Here is a 14824-nt window from a genome sequence, read left to right on the forward strand (position 1 = left end):
GCCAAGGTAGTCAGGGCGACGGCTGCGGTTCAAGTTGTTGTCCACAGGCTGTGCACAGTGTCTCCCTCCAGCGGTCGGTTTGACCGGATGGCGTAGCCCCGCGTACCGTGACCAGGTCGAGTTGTCGATGGCTGCTGCCGCCTGCCTCCGATGGGCAAAGATCACGATCTGTGATTGTGAAGCGGTGCACTCGGTGCGTATTCGCGAGCTTCTCGTGGGCGCACGGTGACAGCCAGGCGATGTCCCGCCACCCACGATCATTTCTGGAGCCCCCGAGTGAGCAAGCGCACCTTCCAGCCGAACAACCGCCGCCGCGCCAAGACCCACGGCTTCCGCCTGCGGATGCGCACCCGCGCCGGCCGCGCGATCCTCGCCAACCGTCGTGGCAAGGGTCGCTCCAGCCTGTCCGCCTGATCTCAGTCAGGTCATGACGTCGTGCTGCCTACCGAGCATCGGCTGAGGCGGCGCGAAGACTTCGCGACCGCGGTACGCCGAGGACGCCGGGCCGGACGCCCGCTCCTCGTCGTCCATCTACGCAGCGGTGCAACGGACCCGCACGTGCCTGGGGAGAGCCTTCCCCCGACACGTGCGGGTTTCGTCGTCAGCAAGGCCGTGGGTGGAGCAGTCGTACGCAACAGCGTGAAGCGCAGGCTTCGCCACCTCATGCGCGACCGGCTCGCGGCCGTGCCCCCCGGTAGCCTGGTAGTCGTACGAGCGCTGCCCGGAGCGGGCGACGCCGACCATGCACAGCTGGCCCGAGACCTGGACGCCGCCTTGCAGCGGCTGCTGGGAGGGGGCGCGCGATGAAGTACCCGCTGCTGGCCCTGATCAAGCTGTACCAGTGGACGATCAGTCCGCTTCTGGGTCCGGTCTGCAAGTACTACCCGTCGTGTTCCCGCTACGGCTACCTGGCCATCGACCGGCACGGTGCGCTCAAGGGCACGGCGCTCACCGCCTGGCGCGTCCTGCGGTGCAATCCGTGGTCGCTCGGTGGTGTCGACCATGTTCCGCCGCGCAAGCGTCCGCGGTGGCACGAGATGCTGCGCGCCGCCTGGCGCGAACGCAAGGGCGGGCCCTCCGCCGCAGGCGCGCCGACCGGGCCTCCTCCCCCGAGCACGGCCGCCGAGACCGAGACCCCGTCCCATGCTCAAGGAGCCTGATTAGTGGACACGATTGCCAGTCTCTTCAGCTTTATCACGACACCAGTTTCGTGGGTCATCGTCCAGTTCCACTCGGTGTACGGGAAGCTCTTCGGCCCAGACACGGGCTGGGCCTGGGGCCTGTCCATCGTGTCCCTGGTGATCCTGATCCGAATCTGCCTGATCCCGCTCTTCGTGAAGCAGATCAAGGCCACTCGGGCCATGCAGACGCTGCAGCCCGAGATGAAGAAGATCCAGGAGCGCTACAAGAGCGACAAGCAGCGCCAGTCCGAAGAGATGATGAAGCTGTACAAGGAGTCGGGCACCAACCCGCTCTCCTCGTGCCTTCCCATCCTGGCGCAGTCGCCCTTCTTCTTCGCCCTCTACCACGTGCTGAACGGCATCGCGACGGGCAAGACGATCGGCGTCATCGACCAGGGTCTTCTGGAGAGCGCGCGCAAGGCCCACATCTTCGGTGCTCCGCTGGCCGCGAAGTTCACGGACAGCGCCGACAAGGTCGCCTCGCTCAGCGCCTCGATGACGGACGTCCGCGTCGTCACCGCGATCATGATCATCATGATGTCCGCCTCGCAGTTCTTCACCCAGCGCCAGCTGATGACGAAGAACGTGGACACCACGGTCAAGACGCCGTTCATGCAGCAGCAGAAGATGCTGATGTACGTCTTCCCGATCATGTTCGCCGTCTTCGGCATCAACTTCCCCGTCGGTGTCCTCGTCTACTGGCTGACCACCAACGTGTGGACCATGGGCCAGCAGATGTTCGTGATCCGCCGGAACCCGACGCCGGGCTCCAAGGCCCAGGCGGCCTTCCTGGAGCGTCTGCAGAAGCAGATCACCCACACCAAGAAGGTGCGGGGACGGGGCAACATGAACGTCATCAAGGCGATCGTCGCCAAGGGCCGTGACCGCAACGAGTTCGAGCGCAAGTTCATCAACGGTCTGACCAAGGCGGGCCTCGCGGCCCAGGCCGACGGCACCGTGGTGGAGAGCGAGACCGCGGTCGCCACGCTGACCGAGGACGGTGCCACCGCCGCCGGTGGCCCCAAGCGCCAGCAGCCCAAGCGCCAGAGCAAGGCCAAGCGCCAGACCGCCATCGCGCAGGGCGCCACCAGGACGGACGCCGAAGAGGCGCCCAAGACGTCACTGGAGAAGGCTCAGGTCCAGCCCGAGGACGCCGCCCCCGAGGCCAAGCCGACGGGCGGCGACACGACGGGCACCAAGCCCGGCTCCGGTACCCGCAGCAAAGCCAAGTCGGGACAGCAGCGCAAGGGCCAGCCGCGGCCCAAGCACCCGTCCTCCAAGAAGTAGAAGGAGCCCATCCCGTGACGGAAGGCACCACCTCCTCCGCCGCTGCCGAGGCCGGCGACACTCTCACGCGCCTCGAGCAGGAGGGCGAGATCGCGGCGGACTACCTCGAGGGTCTGCTGGACATCGCCGACCTCGACGGTGACATCGACATGGACGTCGAGGCCGACCGGGCCGCTGTCTCGATCATCAGCGACACCGCCGGCCGTGACCTGCAGAAGCTGGTCGGGCGCGACGGCGAGGTCCTGGAGGCCCTCCAGGAGCTCACGCGTCTCGCCGTGCACCGCGAGACCGGTGATCGCAGCCGCCTGATGCTGGACATCGCGGGCTACCGCGCCAAGAAGCGTGAGGAGCTGTCGGAGCTGGGCGCCACGGCCGCGGCCGAGGTCAAGAGCTCCGGCGAGCCGGCCAGGCTCAAGCCGATGACGCCGTTCGAGCGCAAGGTCGTGCATGATGCGGTCAAGGCCGCCGGTCTGCGCAGCGAGTCCGAGGGCGAGGAGCCGCAGCGCTTCGTCGTCGTGCTCCCCGCCTGAGCGACACCGCTCTTCCCGGCCCCGTCTGTCCGCAGGCGGGGCCGGTCTTTGTCAGCCCGATAGTCACCACCCCAGTGCGGTACGGAAGGACGGTCCCCGTGACGGAGGCAGCGGAGCTTCCCCCGGCGCCTGAAGAGGCGCGGACGGTATTCGGCGATCGCTTCACGGACGCGGTCCGGTACGCGGAGCTGCTCGCCGATGCGGGAGTGCAGCGAGGCCTGATCGGCCCCCGGGAAGTACCCCGGCTCTGGGAGCGGCACCTGCTGAACTGCGCGGTGCTCTCCGAGGTCGTGCCCGAGGGCGTCACGGTCTGCGACGTCGGCTCAGGCGCCGGGCTTCCCGGCATCCCGCTGGCACTGGTCCGCCCGGATCTGAAGATCACCCTCCTTGAGCCGCTGCTGCGGCGCACGAACTTCCTCACCGAGGTCGTCGAGCTGCTCGGGCTTGACCATGTGACGGTCGTACGCGGTCGCGCCGAGGAAGTCCTCGGCAAGCTGCCTCCGGTCCATGTGGTGACCGCGCGGGCCGTCGCGCCGCTGGACCGGCTGGCGGCCTGGGGCGTTCCTCTGCTGCGCCCGTACGGGGAGATGCTTCTCCTGAAGGGCGACACCGCCGAGGAAGAGGTCAAGGCCGCGGGGTCCGCCCTGAGCAAGCTCGGTGCGGTGGGCACCTCGGTCCTGCACGTCGGGGAGGGCGTGGTGGACCCCCTGTCCACGGTCGTACGGGTCGAGGTCGGGGAGAGCCCGGGCGGAGTGCGCTTCGCGGCCAAGCGGGCCAAGGCGGCGCGCACGGGCCGCACGCGCCGCCGTCGGCACGGCTGACACAGGGCCGTAGAAGCGGTCCATACGTACGCATACCGGGGTGTCGCAGCAGCGGCACCCCGGTTGCCGTGCATCGTGTTTCACGTGAAACGTCGCTCACTGCTGCATGGCATCATCAATCGCGGCCGCGCTGCGGAACCTCGCGACCGCCGCCCCCTCGGTTCCCTCGACAGGGGAACGGAGTTGTCCACAGAGGTGGATTCGTCCACAGATAACCGGGCCTCGCTGGTTCATGAACCTCAAAGCATGGGAGGCTCTGTTCATTGTGAGCCTGATGTCGAGGAGAGTGAATCCTTGCGGTCCGACGCCAACATCGCGGGACCGATGACCGATCCGGTCCCCGGCCCCCGTACCGAATCGGCGGGGGAGGATGTTTCACGTGAAACACCGACCCCGATGGACGACACACCCATCGGCCGTGCTGCCCAACTGGCGGTGGAAGCGCTTGGTCGCGCAGGAGAAGGCCTGCCACGCCCCGAGCAGACCCGCGTCATGGTCGTCGCGAACCAGAAGGGCGGGGTGGGCAAGACGACGACGACCGTCAATCTCGCCGCCTCGCTCGCCTTGCACGGCGCCCGCGTCCTGGTGATCGACCTCGACCCGCAGGGCAACGCCTCCACCGCTCTCGGTATCGACCACCACGCCGAGGTGCCGTCCATCTACGACGTCCTGGTCGAGAGCAAGCCACTCTCCGACGTCGTGCAGCCGGTGCCGGATGTCGAAGGCCTCTTCTGCGCCCCGGCCACGATCGACCTGGCCGGTGCGGAGATCGAGCTGGTGTCGCTGGTGGCGCGGGAGAGCCGGCTGCAACGGGCGATCCAGGCCTACGAGCAGCCGCTGGACTACATCCTCATCGACTGCCCGCCGTCCCTGGGACTGCTGACGGTCAACGCCATGGTGGCGGGCGCCGAGGTGCTGATCCCCATCCAGTGCGAGTACTACGCGCTGGAAGGACTCGGCCAGCTCCTGCGCAACGTCGACCTCGTGCGGGGGCACCTCAACCCGCACCTGCACGTCTCGACGATCCTGCTCACCATGTACGACGGCAGGACCCGGCTCGCCTCCCAGGTGGCGGACGAGGTGCGCAGCCACTTCGGAAAGGAAGTGCTGCGGACCAGCATCCCGCGGTCGGTCCGCATCTCGGAGGCGCCGAGCTACGGCCAGACGGTGCTCACCTACGATCCGGGATCGAGTGGCGCGCTTTCCTACTTCGAAGCGGCACGCGAGATCGCGCTGCGCGGGGTCGGAGTGCACTACGACGTACAACACGCCCATCCGGGCGCTCAGAACGACCAGCACAGCACGACGGAGGGGATGCAGTGAGCGAGCGACGGAGGGGACTGGGGCGGGGCCTCGGTGCCTTGATCCCTGCGGCCCCGACAGAGAAGCAGGTACCGCAGAGCGCTGCGGGAGCCTCGACCTCTCCGACGGCTGTGCCGGTACTCACCGCCGAGCGAGGAGTGGCCGCCGCGAAAGTGACGGCGCTCCCGCAGTCCACCGTTTCACGTGAAACGGTGGAGCCGCCCCGACAGGCGGCAGCGCCCCAGGAGAATACGCCGACGGCCGGTGCTTACTTCGCAGAGCTGCCGTTGGACTCCATCACCCCCAACCCCCGGCAGCCGCGTGAGGTGTTCGATGAGGACGCCCTCGCGGAGTTGGTCACCTCCATCAAGGAGGTAGGTCTGCTTCAGCCGGTCGTCGTACGGCAGTTGGGCCCCACGCGCTACGAACTCATCATGGGTGAGCGGCGCTGGCGCGCCTGCCGGGAGGCGGGTCTGGAGCGCATCCCGGCGATCGTGCGGGCCACGGACGACGAGAAGCTTCTGCTGGACGCGCTGCTGGAGAACTTGCACCGTGCCCAGCTGAACCCCCTGGAAGAGGCCGCCGCCTACGACCAGCTCCTCAAGGACTTCAACTGCACGCACGACCAGCTGGCGGACCGCATCGGCCGGTCCCGTCCGCAGGTCTCCAACACCCTGCGCCTGCTGAAGCTCTCCCCTGCCGTGCAGCGCAGGGTGGCCGCCGGGGTCCTCTCCGCCGGGCACGCCCGGGCGCTGCTCTCCGTGGAGGACTCGGAGGAGCAGGACCGGCTCGCGCACCGGATCGTGGCCGAAGGCCTCTCGGTGCGTGCCGTCGAGGAGATCGTGACCCTCATGGGGTCCCGCCCCCAGAGCACGCCGAAGGCCAAGGGACCGCGTGCCGGTGCCCGGCTCTCGCCGGCGCTGAGCAGCCTGGCCACTCGTCTCTCGGACCGGTTCGAGACCCGGGTACGGGTGGACCTCGGGCAGAAGAAGGGCAAGATCGTCGTCGATTTCGCCTCGCTGGAGGACCTGGAGCGCATCCTCAGCACGCTGGCTCCGGGTGAGGGCCCCGTCCTGCAGAACGGCCAGGTCGAGGACGCCCCGGAGGACACCTCCGAGGACCGCAAGGCCTAGCCACGCCAGTCGGCAGCGCGAGAGCGGGCCGTGTCCGGTCTGTACCGGAACACGGCCCGCTCTTTGCTTTCCTACGGTATCGGTGGAATCACTTCGTGGATACGATGCGTTCGGGTATGGCGCATCCACCTGACGGCACCTCATTGGGGAGGCGGGGGCCATGCGGACGATGAGCCGCACCGGACTGATGACCGCGGGCCTGGGGCTTGGGGCGGTCGGCGGGTTCGTCGGCAGTCTGCTCCGGGAACGAAGCGCTCTGACAGCCGCCCGCAGTGTGGCGGGCGAGGAAAGTGAGGGACCGCCTTCATGGGGCGTCGGCTCGTACCGCTCACGCTGGACAACCTCCCGGACCTTCCCGAACGCTGCCGATCGTGCGTCTTCTGGGAACTGGACCCGGTCAGCGGCGAGGCCGCGGTAAAGGCCGGAACGGCAGAGGCGGAGAAGGAGGCGTGGATCTCCGCGGTCCTGCTGGAATGGGGCTCCTGCGGCCGGGTCGTGTACGTCGACGATGTTCCGGTGGGCTTCGTGCTCTACGCTCCTCCCGCCTATGTTCCGCGCTCCACCGCGTTCCCGACGAGCCCTGTGTCGCCGGACGCGGTTCAGCTCATGACGGCATGGATCATGCCCGGGTATCAGGGCCAGGGGCTCGGCCGGGTGATCGTCCAGACGGTCGCGAAGGATCTGCTGCGTCGGGGGTTCAAGGCGATCGAGGCCTTCGGCGACGCGCGGTGGGAGAAGCCGGCCTGTCTGCTGCCCGCCGACCACCTGCTGGCGGTGGGCTTCAAGACGGTCCGCCCGCACCCCGCCTATCCACGGCTGAGGCTGGAGCTGCGGACGACGATCTCCTGGAAGGAAGACGTCGAGATGGCGCTCGACCGGCTGCTGGGGGCGGTACAGAAGGAACCGGCGCTACGACCGCTCTGAGTGAGTGGGCCGAGCGCGCCGCATGGAGCAAACACAATGGGCCGGTCCCAGAGGACCGGCCCATTCGTGTTTCACGTGAAACACCATGCGACGCGTGAAACGGCGTCGATGATCACTCGGCGATGAAGTCCGCCAGGTCACGCTCGAGCGCGGCCTTCGGCTTGGCACCGACGATGGTCTTGGCGACCTCGCCACCCTGGTACACGTTCAGGGTCGGGATGGACATGACGCCGTACCGGGCGGCCGTGCCCGGGTTCTCGTCGATGTTGAGCTTGACGATCTCGATCTTGTCGCCGTGCTCGGCCGCGATCGCCTCCAGGGAGGGGGCGATCTGGCGGCACGGACCGCACCAGGCAGCCCAGAAGTCCACCAGTACGGGCTTGTCGTTCTTGAGGACGTCCTCCTCGAAGGAGGCGTCGGTCACGTTCTTGAGGGTGCCGGCCACGGCAGTCTCCTTAACTTGGTGCGGTGGGGGAAGAGGGGGTCAGACGGTGGCAGCCGTCGCGGTCTCGCTGTCGGCGAGGGCCGCGAGGAAGCGCTCGGCGTCGAGGGCGGCGGAGCAGCCGGTGCCGGCCGCCGTGATCGCCTGGCGGTAGGTGTGGTCGACGACGTCACCGGCACCGAAGACACCGGTGAGGTTCGTCCGGGTCGACGGCGCCGCCACCTTCAGGTAACCCTCGTCGTCCAGCTCCAGCTGGCCCTTGAAGAGCTCCGTGCGCGGGTCGTGGCCGATGGCGATGAACAGGCCGGTCACCGGCAGCTCGGAGGTCTCGCCCGTCTTGAGGTTGCGCAGCGTCAGCCCGGAGAGCTTCTGCTCGCCCTTGATCTCGGCGACTTCGCTGTCCCAGATGAACTTGATCTTCGGGTCGGCGAAGGCGCGCTCCTGCATCGCCTTGGAGGCGCGCAGGCTGTCGCGGCGGTGCACGATCGTCACGGACTTGGCGAAGCGCGACAGGAAGGTTGCTTCCTCCATGGCGGTGTCGCCGCCACCGATGACGGCGATGTCCTGGTCCTTGAAGAAGAAGCCGTCGCAGGTGGCACACCAGGAGACGCCGCGTCCGGAGAGCGCGTCCTCGTTCGGCAGGCCGAGCTTGCGGTGCTGCGAGCCGGTCGTGACGATGACGGCCTTCGCGCGGTGCACGGTGCCCGCGGTGTCCGTCACGGTCTTGATCTCACCGGTGAGGTCGACGGCGACCACGTCGTCGGGCACGAGCTCGGCGCCGAAGCGCTCGGCCTGCGCACGCATGTTGTCCATGAGCTCGGGGCCCATGACGCCGTCCTGGAAGCCGGGGAAGTTCTCCACCTCGGTGGTGTTCATCAGCGCACCGCCGGCGGTGACGGCGCCCTCGAACACCAGCGGCTTCAGCGACGCGCGCGCGGTGTAGAGCGCCGCCGTGTAGCCGGCGGGCCCGGAGCCGATGATGATCACGTTACGGACGTCGGTCACGGCTTGATTCCTCGTCTCTGGGGACTGCTGCGTACTGCTGGTGGGTGCCTGTCTCAGGACTACTCACCCCACCCAACGGATCCTACGGGGCATGCATTCCCCGCCGTGCCCGCGCGTACGGAGGCGTGTCAGCCCTGAGGGTAGGAATGCGTCAGCAGAACCTTGCCCGCGCTCGGTGAGGACTTGCCCACACAGGCGGCGTCGACGATGTAGGCGGAGACCTGGCCGGCGTCGGAATCGTGGGGCACCACGACGAGATACGCGCGCTTTCCCTCGTACGAGCCCTCTTCGGCGGCGAGCGGGGTCCTGGAGCCGATGCCGCGCCGGATGCACTCGGGGACCCGGACCGTCTCCTCGCGCAGTGGGGAGTCGGCCGTCGGGGACTCCGGGCTGGAGCGGGTGTCGAAGGACGGCTTGGACCCGTCCGACTTGCGGTCCCGCGACTCCTTGACCGGGCTCTTGGCCAGCAGGTCGGCGACCTGTCCCTTGAGCGTGCCTTCGGAGAAGGAGTCCGCGGTCTTCTGCCGGTCCGCGGAGGTGTTCGGGGAGTCATCGCCCAGGGTCTGCATCAGCAGGGACCCCAGACCGATGGCAGCGGCGGTGAACACGGCCCCGAGCACGGCTGTACGGCGGCGGGTACGGCGTGGAGGCGCACCGCGCCCCGGGCCGGTGGCCCCGTGCGGTCGCCCGGCAGGTCGGCCGGCGGAAGCGCGGGGCATGGCGGTGGGGGTGGCAGCGGGCTCTGTTTCACGTGAAACACGCGGCGCGGCAGCGGACGCCGAAGGGGTGGATGCCGAGGTGGCCGCCGCGGGCTCCGCCACGTCCGTCGAGGGGCCGTCGGGAGCGGTGGCGTCCAGCAGCGCTTCGGCGGCCAGCGCCGCGTCGATCCGGCCCGCGACATCGGCCGGCATAGGGGGCGGGCCGGGGAGGGTGCCGAGCAGGCCGCGGATCTCTTCCAGGGAGGCATGGACGTCGGCGCAGAGGTCACAGCTGTCGAGATGCCGCCGTACATCGCCCGTGCGCGACGGGGAGAGCAGGCCTTCGGTCAGATCGGAGATCTCGGTGACCTCCGGGTGCCCGTCCGAGTCGGTCGTGGCTGTCACGCCTGCCCACCTCCGCCCTTCACCGCAGCTGAATCGCTTGGTCCCGCATCCCGTGGCCCTGCTGCCGGTGGGACGGATGTCCCCTGCGTCCGGTTCCTTCCCGAGCCGGGCCCCTTGTCTTTGCCGTCCTTGCTGCCCTCGTAGCTGTCGCCGTCGCGCGCACGTGTCTCCGAGCGCAGATGGGTGAGCAGCGGCAGCAGTCTGGCTCTGCCACGGGCGCAGCGGCTCTTGACCGTGCCGGTGGGGACGTCGAGGACCCGGGCGGCCTCGGCGACCGGGTAGCCCTGCATGTCGACCAGGACGAGGGCGGCACGCTGGTCGTAGGGGAGCGTACGCAGCGCCTCCTGGAGTTCTCGGTGCAGGTCGTTCCGCTCGGCCGGGGCGGACGCCGACTCCTCAGGCTCCAGCAGTTGTTCGAGGCGCTCGGTGTCGTCGAGCGGGGAGGTCTTGCGGGAAGCGGCCTTGCGGGCCCGGTCGAGGCAGGCGTTGACGGTGATCCGGTGCAGCCAGGTCGTGACGGCGGACTGGCCGCGGAAGGTGTGCGCGGCACGGTAGGCGGAGACGAGAGCGTCCTGTACCGCGTCGGCGGCTTCCTCGCGGTCTCCCAGGGTGCGCAGCGCCACGGCCCACAGCCGGTCCCGGTGGCGGCGGACCAGCTCACCGAAGGCGTCCTTGTCGTGCCCGGAGACATGGCGGGCGAGGAGCTCCTGATCGCTCAGGTCACCGTGCGCGGTGTCGTCCACCGTCGATCCCCTCCCCCCGTGCCACGCCGACCCCTCAGCCCTTGAACTTCACGTCCGCGATGGCCTGCTTGAATCCTGCTTCCTTGAAGCCGTCGGGGCCGGACCGCGGAAGGGACGTCATCCACAGAAGCACGTACTGAGATTTCACGGGTTTCTTGGCCAGGATCTTCGCGGTGTCGCCGGATGTCGTGGTGGTACCGATCTTCTTCATCGAGTCGATCGGGGTCGTGGGTTTCAGCGAGTCCGCGGCCAACAACGTGACCGTGGTCTCGGGACCGCTGTACAGAAGGGCTATGGACGCCTCGGAGACGTTCTGCTTCGAGCCGAGGTCGTACACGATCCCGACGCCGGGCTTGAACGGGGCGATCTTCGGTCCGTCGTCGAAGGTCTTGGTGCGCCAGAGCGTCGAACGGTCCTTGTCGTAGGTCTTCGCGACGGCACTCGGATCCTGGGCCACGCCCTCCAGGACGTACTCCTGGCCGTTCTCGATGCTGATCGGCTTCTTGGGCCTGAGGCGGTCCTTGTCGTCGCCGTCCTTGGTCGTCTGCGTGGTGTTGGTGTCCGCGGAGTTCTCGCGGTCCATGAGGGCGTCCGCGAGCTGCCAGCTGCCGAGGCCGAGCGCGGCGATCAGCAGTGCTGACACGGCCCACTTGAGGGCCCTGCCGGTGCGGCTCTGCAGCGGGGCCGGCGGCGCGAGCACGGGCGGGGTGGCGCCGGGGTGGAGCGCGGGGCGACCGTAGGTGCCCTGCTGGTACGTGGTGCGCTGGTACTCGGGCGGCGCGGTGAACGCCGGCTCCGGCGGGCGGATGCGGGGCATCTCGCCGATGGCCTTGACCAGCTCCTCCGGCGTCGTGCACGGCTGGTCCTGGCGGGAGGCGGTCGCCCCGTCGTTGACGAGCGCCCGCATGGCGAGTTCGGAGAGGCCGCGGTGGACCCCTGCCCGCACCTGGTCGGGGGCGATGAGGCCGACGTCCTTGGGCAGCCCGGAGAGGCCGTAGGCGTCGTCCGCGTACGGCCAGCGCTGCGTCAGCGAGGCGTACAGCAGCGCGCCGATCGCCTCCGTGTCCGTGCGCTGCGGGGTCTCGGAGCTGATCCCGCGCAGCGCGGCGTTCACGGCGAGGCCGCGGATGCGGTACTGACCGGTGGAGGTGCGCAGCACGGCGCTCGGGGTCAGCCGCAGATGGGCCAGCCCTTCGCGGTGTGCGGCGGCCATGGCCTGGGCGACCTGGCTGACGAGCTGGTACGCGTCGTGCGCCTCCAGGGGGCCGGCCGCGAGGACCGCGGTGAGTTCCGTGGCGTCCGGAAGCCATTCGTGGACGACGTAGACGAGATCGTTCTCCTCGACCGCGTCCAAGACCTGCACGAACCGCGGGTCTCCGAGGAGAGCCGAGGAACGGGCCGCCGCCAGCACGGAGCGTGCCCGTGCGTGGTTCGCGGGCAGCAGGTGTACCCCGACGGCACGGCGGAGTTTCTCGTCCACCGCGCGCCAGCTGCTGAACCCGTCCAGTCGAGTGACGCACTCTTCGAGTCGGTAGCGTCTGGCGAGCTTGTGGCCGCTGTGCAGTTCCGGGGGTGAGGAGGCCCCACGGCTCTTGGGTTTCCCGGTTTCCGCCGCGTCTTCGTCTGCTGCCGTGTCCCGCTCCCGGGTTAGGGCCACCCCGTCGGCCGTGGGCTGCTCCGCCTTGGCGGTCAGCGGCTCATCACCGCTGTTGTCTGCCACGTCGACGGCAGCCGTGCTCCGTTCCGCCACCGTCGTTCCTGCCTCCCCATCCATCGCGCTTCGTCAGACGCCGAAGCCAATTGTGCCCACAGTCCTGTGCTCTGCACGACACGCGGTCCCCGGCGATGGTTGTGCGGTACTCCTCATCTCAGCGCCCGAGACGGCCGCGGACCATGCCGACCATGGAGTTGATCTCCTCGATCCGCATGCGCTTGGCCGCGACGAAGAAGACGCCGATCAGTACGAAGCCGCCCGCGACCAGTGCCGCCAGGGACCCGAGGACACCCTGTCCGAGCGCTCTGGTGACGGCGTACGCGGCGCCGCCGCCGAGCACGGCCGCGGGCAGCGCCGCGATGCCGAGCCGCGCGTACGTACGCAGGACACGGGAGCCGTCCAGGTCGCCGCCGAGCCGCTTGCGCAGCCGCTGCCAGGCGACGCCCACGCCGATGGCGTAGGCGAGGCCGTAGACGGCCGCCATGCCGGTGACCGCCCAGCGGGTGGGCAGCAGCAGGTAGCAGGCCCCGGAGGCGGCGGCGTTCACGGCCGCCACGATGACCGTGTTGTAGAAGGGGGTGCGCGTGTCCTCGTAGGCGTAGAAGGCGCGCAGCACGACGTACTGCACGGAGTACGGGATCAGGCCGAGGCCGAAGGCCATCAGCATGTAGCCCATGTTCGTGGCCTGGGCGGTGCCCGAGGAGCCGAAGATCAGCGTGCAGGCGGGGATGCCGAGGGCGACGAAGCCGAGGGCGATGGGCACGATCGCGACGGCCGTCGTGCGCAGGCCCTGGGAGATGTCGTCCCGGACGGAACCGGCGTCCCCGTCCTGGGCCGAGCGGGCCAGCCGGGGCAGCAGGGCCGCCATCAGCGAAACCGTGATGATGGCCTGCGGGAGCCCCCAGATGAGCTGGGCGTTCGCGTAGGCGGAGAAGCCGATGCCGCTCGTCGAGGGCAGGTCGGTGGTGGCGGCGGTGGCCAGCTGGGTGACGACGAGGGCGCCCGCCTGGTTGGCCAGCACGAACAGGACCGTCCACTTGGCGAGCTTGGCGGCCTTGCCGAGACCGTGGCCCTTCCAGTCGAAGCGGGGATGCAGCCGGAACCCGGTCTCGCGCAGGTACGGGATCATCGCCAGGGCCTGGACGACCAGACCGAGCAGGACACCGAAGCCGAGGAGCCGCTCGGCCTCCGGCGGGATGCTGTCGACGGACATGCGGGACGTCGCCGCGGTGCCGTACACCCACAGGAACATGCCGAGTGTGGCGATGATGACGATGTTGTTGAGGACCGGGGTCCACATCATCGCGCCGAACTTTCCGCGCGCGTTGAGGATCTGGCCCATCACCACGTGGATGCCCATGAAGAAGATCGAGGGCAGGAAGTAGCGCAGCAGCGTCGTGCCGACCTCGGTCGCCGCGGGGTCGTCGGCGACCGGAACGGACATCACCCGCACCAACTGGGGGGCCAGGACCATGCCGAGGACGGTGAGGACGCCGAGCGCCACCATGACGAGGGTCAGCAGGCGGTTGGCGTAGGCCTCGCCGCCGTCCTCGTCCTCCTTCATGGAACGGACCAGTTGTGGGACGAACACCGAGTTGAGGCCGCCGCCGACGGTGAGGATGTAGATCATCGTCGGGATCTGGTAGACGACCTGGAAGGTGTCGCCGAGCAGGCCGACGCCCAGAGCCGAGACGATCAGCGCGGAGCGGATGAAACCGGTGAGGCGGGAGACGAGCGTGCCCGCCGCCATGACGGCGCTGGACTTCAGCAGGCCTGAGGCCCGGCCCCCCGACTTCGGGGCGGGCGCGGCGGCCGGCGTCGCGACGGGCGGGGGCACCGGGGCCGCGGAGGCGGGCACGATCGACTGGTCGGCGGGGGGATAGCCGCTGTCGAGGGGCTGCTGGTAGCCGCCCTGGGGGTAGCCGTTGTCGTTCTGGGGATAGGCGTTGCCGTGCGGATAGCCGTTGCCCTGCTGGTATCCGCCCTGCGGGTAGCCGTTCTCCTGCGGGTAGCCGCTCTGGGGGTGGCCGTTGTTGTCCTGCGGGTAGCCGTTGCCGTGCGGCTGGCCGTTGTCCTGCGGGTGGCCGTCCTGCTGGTAGCCGACCTGCTGGCCGCCGTAGCCGCCGGACTGCTGGTCGCGGAAGAGGTGGGCGAAGGCGTCGGGCTCGTGCCGCTCCTCGCCGGCCTGGGTGACCAGGTCGTCGACGCCCACGAACTGCGTCGTACGGGCGTCGTCGCCGTACGGCAGATGCCGGGTCGGGCCCTGCGGCTCCGGGGCCGGGGGCTGGGCCCAGACGCGGGGGTCGGGGGCGTGCTCGGGCGTGGGCGGCCGGCCGTAGAGCGGCTGCTGCGGGTAGGTGCCCGGCGGCGGCGGAGGGTGGGCCGCGCGGTCGTAGAGCGCCTCGGTCACCGGATCCTGGGCGGAGAGGTCCCGCGCCCGGTAGGGATCCTGGTCGTAGGCGTCCTGAAAGTACGTGTCGGGCGCGGGCTGCGGCGGAACCTGCCCGTGGTCGGCAGAGTCCGCGGGCGGGCCCTCGGGCGAGGCGGAGCCGCCCGAGCCCTGGCCGCGGTCACCGTCGTACGGCGCGTTCATGGTTTACCCCACCTCATCGTCCCCGGGCCCACCGGCCACGACATCG

Annotated in this window: 15 protein-coding genes; 9 read left to right on the plus strand and 6 right to left on the minus strand. The window is 69.4% G+C overall.

Annotated features, from left to right (window positions below; genetic code table 11):
* Positions 1–276 precede the first annotated feature (276 nt).
* The 9 genes from rpmH (at position 277) to ABZ385_RS04710 (ending at position 7178) form a co-directional block, all read left to right on the plus strand.
* Positions 277–414, plus strand: coding sequence for a 50S ribosomal protein L34 (gene rpmH, locus ABZ385_RS04670; RefSeq protein WP_003967884.1), 138 nt, complete (start codon positions 277–279; stop codon positions 412–414).
* Positions 415–435: 21 nt separating this feature from the next.
* Entirely contained in the window at positions 436–807 is a 372-nt protein-coding gene (rnpA, locus tag ABZ385_RS04675) for a ribonuclease P protein component (RefSeq protein ID WP_358578088.1), read from the plus strand.
* Positions 804–1160, plus strand: coding sequence for a membrane protein insertion efficiency factor YidD (gene yidD, locus ABZ385_RS04680; RefSeq protein ID WP_358578091.1), 357 nt, complete (start codon positions 804–806; stop codon positions 1158–1160). Before rnpA ends, yidD begins: the two co-directional genes overlap by 4 nt.
* A gap of 3 nt (positions 1161–1163) precedes the next feature.
* The gene (gene yidC, locus ABZ385_RS04685) at positions 1164–2468 is read left to right on the plus strand and encodes a membrane protein insertase YidC (protein ID WP_358578093.1); all 1305 of its coding nucleotides are present in this window, start codon (positions 1164–1166) and stop codon (positions 2466–2468) included.
* A gap of 14 nt (positions 2469–2482) precedes the next feature.
* Positions 2483–2998 carry a R3H domain-containing nucleic acid-binding protein gene (locus ABZ385_RS04690; RefSeq protein ID WP_358578095.1) on the plus strand — a complete coding sequence of 172 codons (516 nt, stop codon included), beginning with the start codon at positions 2483–2485 and terminating at the stop codon, positions 2996–2998.
* A gap of 98 nt (positions 2999–3096) precedes the next feature.
* On the plus strand, positions 3097–3819 hold the full coding sequence (gene rsmG, locus ABZ385_RS04695) for a 16S rRNA (guanine(527)-N(7))-methyltransferase RsmG (RefSeq protein ID WP_358578098.1): 723 nt from the start codon (positions 3097–3099) through the stop codon (positions 3817–3819).
* A gap of 246 nt (positions 3820–4065) precedes the next feature.
* Positions 4066–5142, plus strand: coding sequence for a ParA family protein (locus tag ABZ385_RS04700; protein WP_358578216.1), 1077 nt, complete (start codon positions 4066–4068; stop codon positions 5140–5142).
* The gene (locus ABZ385_RS04705; RefSeq protein ID WP_358578100.1) at positions 5139–6254 is read left to right on the plus strand and encodes a ParB/RepB/Spo0J family partition protein; all 1116 of its coding nucleotides are present in this window, start codon (positions 5139–5141) and stop codon (positions 6252–6254) included. The genes ABZ385_RS04700 and ABZ385_RS04705 overlap by 4 nt, the downstream gene beginning before the upstream one ends.
* 306 nt (positions 6255–6560) lie before the next feature.
* Positions 6561–7178, plus strand: coding sequence for a GNAT family N-acetyltransferase (locus tag ABZ385_RS04710; protein ID WP_358578102.1), 618 nt, complete (start codon positions 6561–6563; stop codon positions 7176–7178).
* A gap of 112 nt (positions 7179–7290) precedes the next feature.
* Here the strand turns inward: ABZ385_RS04710 and trxA are convergent, their stop codons facing one another.
* From trxA to murJ, 6 genes are all read right to left on the minus strand, one after another.
* A complete protein-coding gene (trxA, locus tag ABZ385_RS04715) occupies positions 7291–7623 on the minus strand; it encodes a thioredoxin (RefSeq protein WP_358578104.1) in 333 nt (110 codons plus the stop codon).
* 39 nt (positions 7624–7662) lie between these two features.
* Positions 7663–8625 (minus strand): thioredoxin-disulfide reductase, encoded by a 963-nt coding sequence (gene trxB / locus ABZ385_RS04720; RefSeq protein ID WP_358578107.1) that lies wholly within the window; start codon positions 8623–8625, stop codon positions 7663–7665.
* A 128-nt stretch (positions 8626–8753) separates the two neighbouring features.
* Positions 8754–9728, minus strand: coding sequence for a hypothetical protein (locus ABZ385_RS04725; RefSeq protein WP_358909672.1), 975 nt, complete (start codon positions 9726–9728; stop codon positions 8754–8756).
* Positions 9725–10471, minus strand: a complete 747-nt coding sequence (gene sigM / locus ABZ385_RS04730) for an RNA polymerase sigma factor SigM (protein ID WP_358909674.1) — start codon at positions 10469–10471, stop codon at positions 9725–9727. Before sigM ends, ABZ385_RS04725 begins: the two co-directional genes overlap by 4 nt.
* A gap of 34 nt (positions 10472–10505) precedes the next feature.
* Positions 10506–12221, minus strand: a complete 1716-nt coding sequence (locus ABZ385_RS04735; RefSeq protein ID WP_358909676.1) for a protein kinase family protein — start codon at positions 12219–12221, stop codon at positions 10506–10508.
* A 118-nt stretch (positions 12222–12339) separates the two neighbouring features.
* Entirely contained in the window at positions 12340–14778 is a 2439-nt protein-coding gene (murJ, locus tag ABZ385_RS04740; protein ID WP_358909677.1) for a murein biosynthesis integral membrane protein MurJ, read from the minus strand.
* Positions 14779–14824 lie beyond the last annotated feature (46 nt).

The sequence above is a fragment of the Streptomyces sp. NPDC005898 genome (assembly GCF_040629635.1).
Lineage (GTDB): Bacteria > Actinomycetota > Actinomycetes > Streptomycetales > Streptomycetaceae > Streptomyces.

Bases quoted from the DNA above. Each gene is read 5' to 3' on its own strand.
- yidD (WP_358578091.1), top strand. From the start codon at position 804: ATGAAGTACCCGCTGCTGGCCCTGATCAAGCTGTACCAGTGGACGATC.
- ABZ385_RS04700 (WP_358578216.1), top strand. From the start codon at position 4,066: ATGGGAGGCTCTGTTCATTGTGAGCCTGATGTCGAGGAGAGTGAATCC.
- ABZ385_RS04710 (WP_358578102.1), top strand. From the start codon at position 6,561: ATGGGGCGTCGGCTCGTACCGCTCACGCTGGACAACCTCCCGGACCTT.
- murJ (WP_358909677.1), bottom strand. From the start codon at position 14,778: ATGAACGCGCCGTACGACGGTGACCGCGGCCAGGGCTCGGGCGGCTCC.